This window comes from Exiguobacterium sp. SH5S4 (assembly GCF_004337045.1).
GTDB lineage: Bacteria > Bacillota > Bacilli > Exiguobacteriales > Exiguobacteriaceae > Exiguobacterium > Exiguobacterium aurantiacum_A.
The window spans coordinates 71457-83316 of sequence record NZ_SJUQ01000004.1; the positions used below are offsets into that span (position 1 = coordinate 71457).

Genomic DNA, 11860 nt, shown 5'->3' on the forward strand with positions numbered 1-11860 from the left:
AGTGGATCCGAGGCGTTTGTCTGTTCAAGCGTTTTGTTTCATGTAATAGATGACGAACTCGTCGAGCGGCATCGGTTTCGCGTAACGATACCCTTGCATCGAATTGCAACCGATCCGACGAAGGAACGTCTCTTGGTATTCGGTCTCGACGCCTTCAGCGACGAGAGCCATCCCAAGTTGTCGTGCCATGGCGACGATGGTCGCGGTCACGGTTTGATACTCGCGATTTTCTTCTAGCTGCATCGTGAACTCCCGCGGGATCTTTAACTCGTCAATCGGATAGCGGACGAGATAGGCGAGTGAGCTGTAGCCGGTCCCGAAATCATCGATCGATAGTTTGATGCCAAGTGCCTTCAATTCTAGAATTCGATTTAAGACGCGGTCCGACTGGTGCGCCGCGACCGTCTCGGTCAACTCGAAGTTCAAGCGGCTCGGTTCGATGGGGAAGCGTTCGAACAACGTCGTCAAATAATCGATCAAGTGTTCATCGAACAATTGCCGGACCGACAAGTTGACTGATAGTTTCGGCAAATCGATGTCGCCTTGTTCAAACGCGTACATCAGTTGGAACGTCTCATGAATCATCCAACGACCGAGGTCATGAATATGGCCGGTCTCTTCGGCAATCGGAATGAATTCGCTCGGCGGGATAAACTTGCCGTCGCGTTGCCAACGCATGAGTGCCTCGGCGCCGATGATCGCCTTCGTCGAGGCATCGACCTGTGGCTGGAGATAAAGTGAGATTTCACCTTTCTCGAGCGCCATATCAAGTCCTTCCATCAACAATTTTCGTTCTTCCTTGTCGACGCGAAGCGCAGGAGCGAAGATGACGGTCTCATCGCGTCCTTTGTCTTTTGCCTTATACATGGCCAAATCAGCGTTCGATAAGAGGTGCTTCAGCGTCGTGCCGTGCTCCGGATAACGGACGATTCCGATTGAAGCATGAATTTCGACGAGGTTCCCGGCCATGAAATAAGGGGGACGATAAACGAGGCGACGTAAACGTTCAACGAGAATTTCATCATCATTGTGTTCGGCGACGACGATGAATTCATCGCCTCCGAGTCGTCCGGCATATTCGTTTGGCAACAAGGCGCTGCGTAGACGTTTACCGATGTGCTGTAGCAACTGATCACCCATATGATGGCCGAACTGGTCGTTGATTTCTTTGAACCCGTCGAGGTCGGAGAACATGAGTGTGAACGAGCGGCCGTCCGCGATCAGGCGTTCAATCTGTTCTTGCAGCGCGTAACGGTTATGCAGCCCGGTCAAGCTATCGTGGTTAGCCTGGTACATGATCTGTTCTTGCTGGACGATCATTTGCGTGATGTCTTTGACGATGGCATAGATACCTTCGACTTCTCCATCAATGATCATCGGGATGTTCATCAATTGCCAAACGCGTGCCGAACCATCTTCTGTCATGACACTGACGTCTAATGTTTGCGGACGTCCGTTCGTAAGGTCGCGCAACACGTTCGTATAGGCGGATCGATCCGTTTGTTCGATGATGTCTAAAATATTTGACCCGATGAGCGTCTCGGTGTCGTGACCGAGGACAGAGCTCCCTGCTTCGTTGACGGACAACACTTCACCGTCAAGGTCGAACAAAAAGATGGGCTCTGCGTGATACGCGAACAGCGAGCGGTACTGTTGTTCACGGAGTTCGAGCTCGTGGGCTTTCGTCGTGACTGCGACTTCGAGGTCTGTATTGACGGTATGTAACCGATGGCTAATGAGTGCGTTCTGTTTGGCGACAACGAATTGACGGATGAGGAGCAGCAACACCGCGTTCGCAATCATCGAGTCGATGATCGAGGTGCCGAGCAGTCGATCCGAGGCGAGCATGTACAACATGACAATCGTACTGTAGATGACGTAATCAAACACAGAATCATGAGCGAGGACGTCTTCTGTCGATTCATCAAACAAATAACTGATTGAAATGATGAGAATACTGATTACTTGAAGCAAATGGAGGAGCTCATGGCCGATACCGGTGAACAACTGCAGCTCATTGATGATCGAGGCGGTTGTAAAACCGAGAATCCCGATGAGGAGCATCACGCGGAAGCCTTGCCCGGATGTCACGATGCGATTCAAATATAAGAAACCGAGCACCATGTAAAGGCTGATGAGCACCATCTGTTCTTCAAAGCCGTTCAAATTCGTGACATACTGGCCGCCGTTCTTTGTGTAAAAAAAGATATGCAACGCACCGACAATCAAAAAGCTGAGCAGTGCGAACACATCAAACGTACGCAACTTCAACGTTCTAATTTCAATCGATTGGGTGATGACGATGAGGGCCATGATCAAATAAAAGAAGTTTTGAATGAACAGCATCATGTCAATTGGCATCGCCGTGGTAAAGCGGTGTCCCACCAAATAAGCGATGAAACAGACGTTGCCAGCGCTAATGAGAAGATAGATATAGCGGCGCATCCCGTGATGGCGCAATACGGCACTCCCGCTTACCACGGTGGCGACGAGTGCGATGATCATAAAGTAGACGAACAAGCTCGTCTCCCTTAACGCATAAGGGCTGAATAAGATAACGAATAGACCGATAAAAAACGTCCCGACGAGAAGAGCGGGGACTGATTGGCGCAAAGTGTGGCTAGACAACTTATGCACCTCCTTCTGTATATGTCTCTGAGGCTCATCCTTATTATCGGACCGTTCGGGTATTTATTACACAAAAAAATCGACAGCACGATGCTGTCGATCAAAGTGTATACGAATGTTCTTTAAAGTTACCGACAATCGAGTCGATTTCTGAGACAGTGACGAACGCCTCGGAATCAATGTCTGAGACGATTTGACGCAACTTTGGAATCTCATTGTTTTGAACGACGACGTATAGCATTTTTTTCGCGTCGTTCGAATAGCCGCCGGTCGCGTCCATGATCGTGACCCCACGCTTCAAGTTCTGTTTGATGACCAAGTTGATCTCGTCCGCTTTTTTACAGATGATGAAACACTGTTTTTGGGCGGAGAAGAAGCGATGGATCGTCAACAGCGTCCGCGACCGGACAAAACTGAGGACGAGTGCGTACATGACCGCTTTAATATCGAACGTGATGAACACGAGAATATAGACGATGAGGTCTTGGGTCAAAAAGATTTTCGGGAGCGATAAGTTGCGGTTGTTCATGAAGATGACTTTCCCCAAAATATCGAGTCCGCCTGTCGACGCCCCGGCAAATAACAAAAGTGCCAAACCGAGTCCCGAGACGATCCCGCTGAAGACGGACGCGACGAGCGGATCGTCGAGTGGCGTCGGTGGAATGAGTACAGGCAGCGCATCGATTAAAATCGATGACAGGACGACGACGAGTCCTGTCATGAGAATAAATCGTCTCCCGAGATATTTGATCCCGATGATGAAGAGCGGGATGTTTAGCACCAACTGGGTGAGTCCGATCGGTGTGCCGAACAGCTCGTTGACGATGAGCGTGATGCCGACAATCCCGCCGGACCCGATTTCATTCGGCTTTAGGAGCAGGCCGACAAAGATAGATTGTAGAATCGTTCCGGCGATGATAAAAAGGACTGTCTCGACAGCGATCCGTTTACGTGATTTTGCGTACATATGAGTGGCTAAGGCGCCATACGCCTCCTTTGCATGAACTCATGCAAGCGTACTCCGATGAAGCCTTAATTTCAAGTCTTGAAAGATTATAACTCGTTATGAAAGCGGTCGATATCACTTGCTAGCTGTTCGTGGACGTAGTCGATGACTTGAGCGTCGTCAAACAGTCCGAGCGGGGCGTCGTCCGGGATTGCGTCGAACGGTGAGACGAAATAGAGCACGGCCGCGACGAGGGCGTGTTGCTTGTCGGGCTGCATCTCGAACTGGGCGTTGTAGACGGCGCGTAGCATGTTGAGCAGTTGTTTCATTTGGAAGTACAGTGTGAGCTCCTCTTCCCGTTCGATGTCGCTAATTTCGTTTGAAGCGACGTCGACCGTGACTTTTGCTAGGGCGAGTTCTCCTTGGACTAATAAGTCACCTAGCTGTTCGTTCTCGGTGAAGTCGGTTTGGGCGTTGTTTAAAAAGTGTGAATAAGTCGTTTTCCAATCTGACATGTTTTTCTCCTCCTTCTCTCTACATCTACTAATATGCCCGTTTTTGCGATTTGGTTGCAACTTTTCCGAAAATTTAAGAAGATAGGTGTAAGTGAAAAAGGAGGAACTGTACATATGTCTACTGTAACTTTACCGACCGAGGCAGAATTTGCCCGTTATGCTGAGCTTGCCGTCAAAAAAGGTGTCAACATTCAACCGGGTCAACAGCTCGAAGTCCGAGCCGATATTAGCCAAGCACCGCTCGTCCGTCAAATCGTGAAAGCGGCCTACGCGGCCGGGGCGAAACAAGTGTACGTCAACTGGAGCGATGAAGAGACGACGAAAGTGCGTTACTTCAACGCACCGAATGAAGCGTTCAAGGAGTTCCCGGAGTGGCTCAAAGCACGATTCGAGCAACTCGCGGAAGAGAAGACGGCGTTCTTGTCGATCGTCAGCGACGATCCCGACGCGCTAAACGGTGTCGAATCATCACGCATCGCCGACTCGAACCGGGCGTCTGGTGTCGCGCTCGCGAAATGGCGTAAGTATGTCATGAGTGATAATGTCAGCTGGTCAATCGTGGCCGGTGCTTCTGAAGCGTGGGCGAAAAAAGTATTCCCAGACCGTGAAGATGCGGTTCCAGCCCTGTGGAGAGCGATTTTCGCAGCGACACGAATGGACCAAGACGATGTCGTTGCCGCCTGGGACGAACACGATCAAGCGTTGCGCTCGCGGGCGCAGCTGTTGACGGACAAGAAATACGCGAAACTTCACTACAAAGCACCAGGCACGGAATTGACGATCGGTCTTCCGAAGAAGCACGTCTTCCTCGGCGGCGGCGGTCCGAACCTGGACGGCGTCGACTTCATCGCCAACATGCCGACGGAGGAAGTGTTTACGCTCGCCGATAAAGATGCGGTCGAAGGACACGTGTCGAGCACGAAGCCGCTCAGCTACAGCGGAAACTTGATCGACGGGTTCACGCTTTGGTTCGAAGGCGGAAAAGTCGTGAAAGCGGAAGCGAAACAAGGGCAGGCGGCACTCGATGAACTGTTGAACCTTGATGAAGGGGCACGCCGCATCGGAGAAGTCGCACTCGTGCCGGACGATTCGCCGATCTCAAACTCAGGACTCCTCTTCTACAACACGTTGTTCGATGAGAACGCCTCGTGCCACTTGGCGCTCGGTCGTGCCTACTCGACGTGCCTCGAAGGCGGACCGGCGATGTCGGCCGAAGAACTCGCTGAGAATGGTGCGAACGACTCGATGACACACGTCGACTTCATGATCGGCTCGGCCGAAATGAATATCGACGGTGAGCTCGAGGACGGGACACGCGAAGCCATCATGCGTGATGGGAACTGGGTCATCTAATAGAAAACAATAAGTAAAGACGCAAAGGCGACCGCCTTTGCGTCTTTTCATGTCATGAGAGTTCATACAGAAATGCGAGCGCGTTCGGCAACCGACGTCGCCATGCAATCTCGTTGTGGACCGCCCCAGGCTCGACTTCATAGCGGAAGGCGATGCCGGTCCGAGCGATCGTCTCGACGAGTTTCGCATTCGTGTATAAGTAGTCCTCGGGCGTGATCGGTCCGCTCGTTTCGTTCGTGCCGATATCCATATAGAGCCGGGCGGACAGGTCAGTTTGTTTCAGTTCACGAATGAGCGAGTCGAGGTTGGCCCAGGCGGCCGTCGACAGTGAACCGACACGACGGATTGCCGGATACGTCGCCATCATATAGAGCGAGATGACGCCGCCCATCGAGCTACCTATCACGCCGACGTCATCCGGGTTGGTCGCGTAGCGTGCGTCAATCCACGGCTTCAGCTCCAACATGAGCCAGTCGGCATAGAGACGCCCCTTGCCGCCAAGTGTCGGCCGGGTCTTAGCGAGCTCGGGCCCGATGCGTTTATAAAGCATCTCGTCTTCATAGAACGAGTACTCGTCATAGCGGTCGAGCCAATCGGGGGCGCTTGCGATGGCGACGACCATGAGCGGTAGTTGCAAATCGTCGAGATGGCGGTCAATCGCCCAACCTTCCCCGATTGTCGCGGTCTTGCCGTCGAAGACGTTTTGGCCGTCATGCATATAGAGCACGGGCAACGCCTCGTCGGTACGAGCGAAGTCAGGGCGGTAGACGCGGACGATTCGTTTTCGGCCGCGCATCGTCTCGGTCGGCAAGGTGAAACTAAACTGTTCGATCATACAATCATTCCTCCCTTCCTCTGACGGTCTCTTCTCATTTTGGCGTTGTCCGTACAAAAACTCAATCCGGAAGATTGACTACCTACCGTTCGTTAGTTAAAGTGAGGGGAGATGAAAGGGGTAGATCGCACATGACCACGAAACAGCGAATTGAACAGGCTGCCAGACGCCGGTTTGCGCTTGAAGGATATGAAGGACTGTCTTTGGCGGCGCTCGCCGAAGATGTCGGGATTAAGAAGCCGTCTTTATATGCGCACATCGAAGGAAAAGAACAGCTGTTCAAACAAGTCGTCGAACAGATGGCCGAGCGTTACCAGCGAGCTTGGGAACAAGCACGGGACGCGTCTGACGGGGCGGCACCGCTCGAACGGATCGAGGCGATCGTTGAAGCGTTGATTCATTTCTTCGAAGAAGAAGAGACATGGATGCTGACGAAACGAATGCTGCTCGTACCGCCGCCTGAGCTGCGCGCCTTCATCGAGTCGACGATCGGGTCGGTCGAGACCGAGCTCCAAACGTTTGAGAAAGAGCAGTTCCGTTTGGCGATGGAGCGGGGCGATTTACCGGAACAATCGCTCGACGACGTATATGATGCGTACTATTGCTTTTTGGACGGGGCGTTGCTTTCACTCTTTTCGTTTGCAACGAATCGAGCGCAACGACAGCATGCAGCATTTAAAATTTTCAAGAAAGGAGTCGGGTGGACATGAAAAAGGAACAAATGGCTTGGTTGTGGCTCGTGCTCGCCGGACTTCTTGAAATTGTTTGGGCGACGACGATGAAATTGTCGAACGGGTTCACCGTGTTAGGGCCGACCGTCGTGACCATCGCGTTATTGATTGTCAGTTTTGGCTTGTTGGCGATGTCGTTCCGTGTGTTGCCAGCCGGCACTGGGTACGCCGTTTTTACGGGTATTGGCGCCGTCGGGACGGTCATCGTTGGAAATGTTTTGTTCGATGAGACGATGACGGGAATGAAGCTGTTGTTTATCGCGATACTCCTTGTCGGGGTGGTCGGTTTGAAGCAAGTGACAGGAGGTGAGTCGGCATGAGTTGGATTTTTTTAATTGGGGCTGGGCTCGCTGAGATGCTTGCTGTTTTCTTCATGGGAAAATCAAAAGGCTATCAGATTTTAAAATGGTCGCTTCTTTCGATCACGACGTTCGCACTAAGTTTTTATTTGTTGTCGCGTTCGCTCGAGACGCTGCCGCTCGGGCTCGCTTACTCGATTTGGGTCGGGATTGGCGCGGCGGGTGGAGTGATTCTCGGTATGCTGTACTTGAACGAGTCGAGCGACCGGTGGCGTATCTTCTTCTTGGCGCTCATTATCGGGAGCGTCGTCGGGTTGAAAGTCGTGGCGTAAATAGGATTGAAACGAGCTGAAAACGGGAATTGAATAGTTCAGATTGTGAACGAAAGGGGCGGGAAAGATGAATCTTGTAGAGTTGCAATCAGAACGTCTACGGCTTGAACCTTACACGATCTCCGATTTCTATTTCGTAAAATCGCTACTCCAAGATCCGCGGGTGATGCGCTTTATCAGTCCGGACGGCAAGCCATATACGGATGAACAGACAATCGAATGGTTCGAGAGACAATTGGCCCGATATACGACGGGCCGACAGACCGGACTCCTCAAACTGATGACACATCACAGTGATGAGCCGATCGGCCATGCCGGGACGCTCTTGCATGAACTTGATGGCAAAATCGAGCTCGAGGTCGGTTATTGGCTAGCACCAAAGCACTGGCACATGGGCTACGGCCGTGAAGCGGCCGCGCGTCTCATGCAACATGCGTTCGAGGAAGGCGAGAAAGACATCATTTCGCTCATCCACCCGGACAACGTGCCGTCACAATGCGTCGCGAAATCGAACGGCTTGCGTTGGGACCGTGACACCGAACACGGAGGCATGATCGTGTCCGTTTATGTCGGCGATTTGGAGCGTCTATGCCGTCACATGAAGCGGGAAGAAATGACGCGGTGAAAAAAATAAAAAAAGTTTTAAAAAACAGTTGCCAAGGCATTAGTTTCTTGATATATTAATAGTGTCCTAAAGAGAGGACACGACCTGATTCTGTAGCTCAGCTGGGAGAGCGCTACCTTGACAGGGTAGAGGTCGCTGGTTCGAGCCCAGTCAGAATCACTTGGGTGCCAAACCCGATGCGAAACCCATAGGAACGTGGGTTTCCGCGCAGCCACTTCTTACGAGAAGTGGCTTTTTTTGTGTATTCTTTTAATTGACAGCCCACATAAACAGTTGGTATATTCCTCTCAATACATACAGAAACGGGGAATTATACGATGGTATTAACCGGAACAATCGTCAATGCGGCCTTGATCGTGGTCGGCACATTACTCGGGCTGCTGTTTCACCGAATCCCCGAGCGGATGAAAGAGACGGTCACGGCTGCCATCGGTCTCGCCGTCGTCTTGCTTGGCGTGCAGATGGGCATGAAGAGTGAGAACTTTTTAATCGTCATCGGCAGTCTCGTTATCGGAGCCGCACTTGGCGAATGGTGGAAGCTCGACGAGAAGTTGAACGAGATCGGCTATCAGTTGGAACGGCGTCTCGGTGGAAAAAGTAAGTCGAGCATCGCGGAAGGCTTCATCACGGCGACGCTCATCTTTGTGATCGGGGCGATGGCCGTCATCGGTGCGCTCGACAGCGGTCTGCGCGGGGACCATGACGTCCTCTATACAAAAGGGTTGATTGACGGTTTCACGGCGCTTGTGCTCAGTTCGACGCTAGGCATCGGCGTCATGTTCTCGGCCGTACCGGTCTTGTTGTACCAAGGAGCGATCGCGTTGCTCGCCATCCAGATCATGAAGTTCATTCCGGAGTCGCTCATGGATGACTTTATTTTGGAGATGACGGCGACCGGGGGCGTCATGATCGTCGCCATCGGGTTGAACCTGGTCGGGATCACCCGGATTCGTGTCGCCAACTTACTGCCCGGTATTTTGATGGTCGCGATCATTGTCACCGCATTACATATCTTCCAATGAAAAAACGGACTAGCGCGAAACAATGCGCTAGTCCGTTTTTCATTGATGATAACTTTTTTTATCAGCGTGTAAGGCTTCCGCAATGATTTTATCCCAGTCAGCGGCATCACAGGATGTCGTGCAAGTCGGTGCGATTTCGCAAGTGGCGCATTTACCGGCTTTTGCTTTGCGGGTGTAGCGATAGAGCGAATAGGCGGCGTACCCGAATACGGCAAGACCGATCAGTAAATCAAATAAGAACATATGATTCCCTCCTTGTTAAGACAATCCGAACAGACGACCGATTTGATAGATCATCAGTGATACGACGTACGCAACACCAAGCCCATAAAGGCTAGCGACCCACGTCAATTTGGCACTTCCCACCTCGCGCCGAATGACGGCGACGGTCGCTAGACAAGGGACGTACAAGAGGACGAACGCCATGAAACTATATGCGCTCAACGGCGTAAACACGGGAAGCAACGAAGCGGACAAGTCAGATTCGCTGACCGCATAAATGATCGCCATCGTCGATACGACGACTTCTTTCGCCAAAAAACCTGTGATGAGCGAAGCGCCGGCCTGCCACGTCCCGAAACCGAGTGGAATCAGCAACGTCGCAACGACTCCACCAATCATAGCGAGAAAACTCTCATTCATCGGGACGTCCATTCCGGCTGGACCGGAATAGGCGAGTAACCAAATGAAGACGGAACCGCCAAAGATGAACGTACCTGCTTTTCGGACGAACCCTTTCGCCTTTTGCCATGTGCTGCGCCAAAGCGTCAACCCTTGGGGGACACGGTATGGAGGCTGTTCGACGATAAAGAGGCTGTTCCGATCTTCCGCCGCCAATACGGACGTGAATATTTTCGCGGCAATCAACGCCAGGACGATCCCGAGCATATAGAGCGATAAGACGACGAGCGCTTGGTTTGATGCGAAAAAACTGGCAGCGAAGACGGCATAGATCGGTAGACGCGCCGAGCACGACATGAACGGCGAAATAAAAATCGTGACGAGCCGCTCCCGCTCTTCCTCGACCGTCCGTGCCGCCATAATACCTGGGACGTTACAACCAAATCCAATGATCATCGGAATAAAACTTTTCCCGTTCAGTCCGACGAGTTGCATAAATCGGTCCATGACAATGGCGACACGCGCCATATAGCCAGAGTCCTCTAAAAACGAGATAAAGAAAAAGAGCACGAAAATCTGTGGGACGAAGACGAGGACACCGCCGACACCGGCGATCACCCCGTCAATCAGCAACGCCTGGATGAAAGAGGAGGTCCCGAGGAGTTGTAACAACGAGCTTGTTCCGGATGTGACCGGACCCGACAGAAATCCATCCAACAGATCGGACAACGGGGCACCGATCCAGTTGAACGTGATGTGGAACAAGGCGTAAAGTACTGTAAAGAAAATGGGTAAGCCCCAGATCGGATGTGTCACGACGGCATCGATGCGGTCGGTGACCGTGGCTTGTTGTGCGTTATGCTGATCGACGACGTGATGGCGAACGTCTTTTGTCCAGTCGCGTCTGCGTTCTGTAATGTGGGCGTGGGCGAAGCGTCCGAGTTTCACTTCCAACGCTTTACGAATTTCATTGACGGTTGGCGTCGAAGACTCGAGCTGTTCTGAAATGACGCGATTTCCGGCCAAGTATTGAATGGCGACCCAGCGATCGCGCTCACTGAGTCCCGTCGCTTCAAGAATTTGTTGAAGCGCCTGTTCGGTCTCTTCCCCGTAATCGAGTACGAAAGGTTCGCGAGGGGTCGTTCGCAGGGAGGACAGGAGGACTTCACAGCCGGCACCTGTTCGTGCTGTAATCGGAAACACGTCCACGTCCAAACGTTCTCTCAAACGCTTTAAATTGATGTGGATGCCTCGTCCTTCAGCGACATCGACCATGTTCAGACCGATTTGAAGCGGACGGCCCATTTCGAGCAGTTGGAGCGTTAATTGTAAGTTACGTTCGAACTGCGAGGCATCGATGATGTTGAACATCCCATCGAACGGTTCATGCAACAGGAATCGCGAGACGATTGCTTCGTCAGCCGATAGCGGGTCTAAATCATAGACACCGGGCAAGTCGATCAACTGTCCGATGTTTCCATGCAACTGTCCGATTTTCTGTTCAATTGTGACACCGGCCCAGTTACCGACGTGGGCGAAGGAGCCTGTTAATCGGTTAAATAAAGACGTTTTTCCGGTGTTCGGGTTTCCGATTAGGGCAATCCGTTGCGTCACGGGACGATCACCCCAATCTGTTCAGCGTCACAGCGACGGATGGCAATCATTTGTTGATGTTCGATTTGTTCAATCGTGAGCGGTCCGGAAAAGATGGCCCGACGTTTAATTCGTACGGAACAGCCCTCATAAAATCCTAAGGCAATCATGCGACGCCGCAAGCGGTCATCGATTCTCGTTAAATCGGATATGAGCACTGGTTGATGTAGCGGCATGGCAAGTAATGAACTCATTAAGATCTCTCCATTTTAGTCAAATGATAATTCTTCTCATTTGGTAGCATAACACGTTCTTTACTATCGGGAAGCAAGATTATTTGTGGATTTTATGACTTCTAAA

General features: G+C 51.8%; 13 protein-coding genes and 1 tRNA gene. 7 read left to right on the forward strand and 7 right to left on the reverse strand.

Translation table 11 applies throughout. From position 1 onward, the window contains the following. Positions 1-24 precede the first annotated feature (24 nt). The 3 genes from EVJ32_RS03775 to EVJ32_RS03785 form a co-directional block, all read right to left on the reverse strand. Positions 25-2628: a putative bifunctional diguanylate cyclase/phosphodiesterase gene (locus tag EVJ32_RS03775; protein ID WP_236639476.1), complete on the reverse strand. Its 2604-nt coding sequence runs from the start codon at positions 2626-2628 to the stop codon at positions 25-27. Between the two features lie 100 nt (positions 2629-2728). Then, positions 2729-3595, reverse strand: a complete 867-nt coding sequence (locus EVJ32_RS03780; RefSeq protein WP_131456755.1) for a YitT family protein — start codon at positions 3593-3595, stop codon at positions 2729-2731. An 86-nt stretch (positions 3596-3681) separates the two neighbouring features. Continuing rightward, on the reverse strand, positions 3682-4089 hold the full coding sequence (locus EVJ32_RS03785; protein WP_131456757.1) for a YkvA family protein: 408 nt from the start codon (positions 4087-4089) through the stop codon (positions 3682-3684). 114 nt (positions 4090-4203) lie between these two features. On the opposite strand from EVJ32_RS03785, the gene EVJ32_RS03790 reads away from it, so the two are divergent. Continuing rightward, positions 4204-5442: an aminopeptidase gene (locus EVJ32_RS03790; protein WP_131456759.1), complete on the forward strand. Its 1239-nt coding sequence runs from the start codon at positions 4204-4206 to the stop codon at positions 5440-5442. Positions 5443-5494: 52 nt separating this feature from the next. On the opposite strand, the gene EVJ32_RS03795 is transcribed toward EVJ32_RS03790, so the two are convergent. Next, positions 5495-6277 carry an alpha/beta hydrolase gene (locus tag EVJ32_RS03795; protein WP_131456761.1) on the reverse strand — a complete coding sequence of 261 codons (783 nt, stop codon included), beginning with the start codon at positions 6275-6277 and terminating at the stop codon, positions 5495-5497. A gap of 131 nt (positions 6278-6408) precedes the next feature. Between EVJ32_RS03795 and EVJ32_RS03800 the strand changes: the two genes are divergently transcribed. From EVJ32_RS03800 to EVJ32_RS03825, 6 genes are all read left to right on the forward strand, one after another. Then, a complete protein-coding gene (locus tag EVJ32_RS03800; RefSeq protein ID WP_131456763.1) occupies positions 6409-6987 on the forward strand; it encodes a TetR/AcrR family transcriptional regulator in 579 nt (192 codons plus the stop codon). A gap of 11 nt (positions 6988-6998) precedes the next feature. Beyond that, the gene (locus tag EVJ32_RS03805) at positions 6999-7328 is read left to right on the forward strand and encodes a DMT family transporter (protein ID WP_236634113.1); all 330 of its coding nucleotides are present in this window, start codon (positions 6999-7001) and stop codon (positions 7326-7328) included. Further along, positions 7325-7639, forward strand: a complete 315-nt coding sequence (locus EVJ32_RS03810) for a DMT family transporter (RefSeq protein ID WP_131456767.1) — start codon at positions 7325-7327, stop codon at positions 7637-7639. Before EVJ32_RS03805 ends, EVJ32_RS03810 begins: the two co-directional genes overlap by 4 nt. 67 nt (positions 7640-7706) lie before the next feature. After that, positions 7707-8264, forward strand: coding sequence for a GNAT family N-acetyltransferase (locus EVJ32_RS03815; RefSeq protein ID WP_131456769.1), 558 nt, complete (start codon positions 7707-7709; stop codon positions 8262-8264). An 86-nt stretch (positions 8265-8350) separates the two neighbouring features. After that, a tRNA-Val gene (locus EVJ32_RS03820) sits at positions 8351-8423 on the forward strand. A 158-nt stretch (positions 8424-8581) separates the two neighbouring features. Beyond that, positions 8582-9286, forward strand: a complete 705-nt coding sequence (locus EVJ32_RS03825; protein ID WP_131456771.1) for a DUF554 domain-containing protein — start codon at positions 8582-8584, stop codon at positions 9284-9286. A gap of 39 nt (positions 9287-9325) precedes the next feature. Here EVJ32_RS03825 and EVJ32_RS03830 read toward each other — a convergent pair whose 3' ends face one another. Genes EVJ32_RS03830 through EVJ32_RS03840 form a run of 3 tightly spaced genes read right to left on the reverse strand, consistent with a single transcriptional unit; the run spans position 9326 to position 11754 of the window. Beyond that, complete coding sequence (locus EVJ32_RS03830; RefSeq protein ID WP_070328860.1) at positions 9326-9529, reverse strand: FeoB-associated Cys-rich membrane protein; 204 nt, start codon at positions 9527-9529, stop codon at positions 9326-9328. Positions 9530-9544: 15 nt separating this feature from the next. Further along, complete coding sequence (gene feoB, locus EVJ32_RS03835; RefSeq protein ID WP_131456774.1) at positions 9545-11521, reverse strand: ferrous iron transport protein B; 1977 nt, start codon at positions 11519-11521, stop codon at positions 9545-9547. Beyond that, positions 11518-11754, reverse strand: coding sequence for a FeoA family protein (locus tag EVJ32_RS03840; protein ID WP_070328862.1), 237 nt, complete (start codon positions 11752-11754; stop codon positions 11518-11520). The genes feoB and EVJ32_RS03840 overlap by 4 nt, the downstream gene beginning before the upstream one ends. Positions 11755-11860 lie beyond the last annotated feature (106 nt).

Coding starts and splice junctions, on each gene's coding strand:
- EVJ32_RS03780 (WP_131456755.1), bottom strand. CDS start 3,595: ATGTACGCAAAATCACGTAAACGGATCGCTGTCGAGACAGTCCTTTTT.
- EVJ32_RS03785 (WP_131456757.1), bottom strand. CDS start 4,089: ATGTCAGATTGGAAAACGACTTATTCACACTTTTTAAACAACGCCCAA.
- EVJ32_RS03790 (WP_131456759.1), top strand. CDS start 4,204: ATGTCTACTGTAACTTTACCGACCGAGGCAGAATTTGCCCGTTATGCT.
- EVJ32_RS03795 (WP_131456761.1), bottom strand. CDS start 6,277: ATGATCGAACAGTTTAGTTTCACCTTGCCGACCGAGACGATGCGCGGC.
- EVJ32_RS03800 (WP_131456763.1), top strand. CDS start 6,409: ATGACCACGAAACAGCGAATTGAACAGGCTGCCAGACGCCGGTTTGCG.
- EVJ32_RS03805 (WP_236634113.1), top strand. CDS start 6,999: ATGGCTTGGTTGTGGCTCGTGCTCGCCGGACTTCTTGAAATTGTTTGG.
- EVJ32_RS03810 (WP_131456767.1), top strand. CDS start 7,325: ATGAGTTGGATTTTTTTAATTGGGGCTGGGCTCGCTGAGATGCTTGCT.
- EVJ32_RS03815 (WP_131456769.1), top strand. CDS start 7,707: ATGAATCTTGTAGAGTTGCAATCAGAACGTCTACGGCTTGAACCTTAC.
- EVJ32_RS03825 (WP_131456771.1), top strand. CDS start 8,582: ATGGTATTAACCGGAACAATCGTCAATGCGGCCTTGATCGTGGTCGGC.
- EVJ32_RS03830 (WP_070328860.1), bottom strand. CDS start 9,529: ATGTTCTTATTTGATTTACTGATCGGTCTTGCCGTATTCGGGTACGCC.
- EVJ32_RS03840 (WP_070328862.1), bottom strand. CDS start 11,754: ATGAGTTCATTACTTGCCATGCCGCTACATCAACCAGTGCTCATATCC.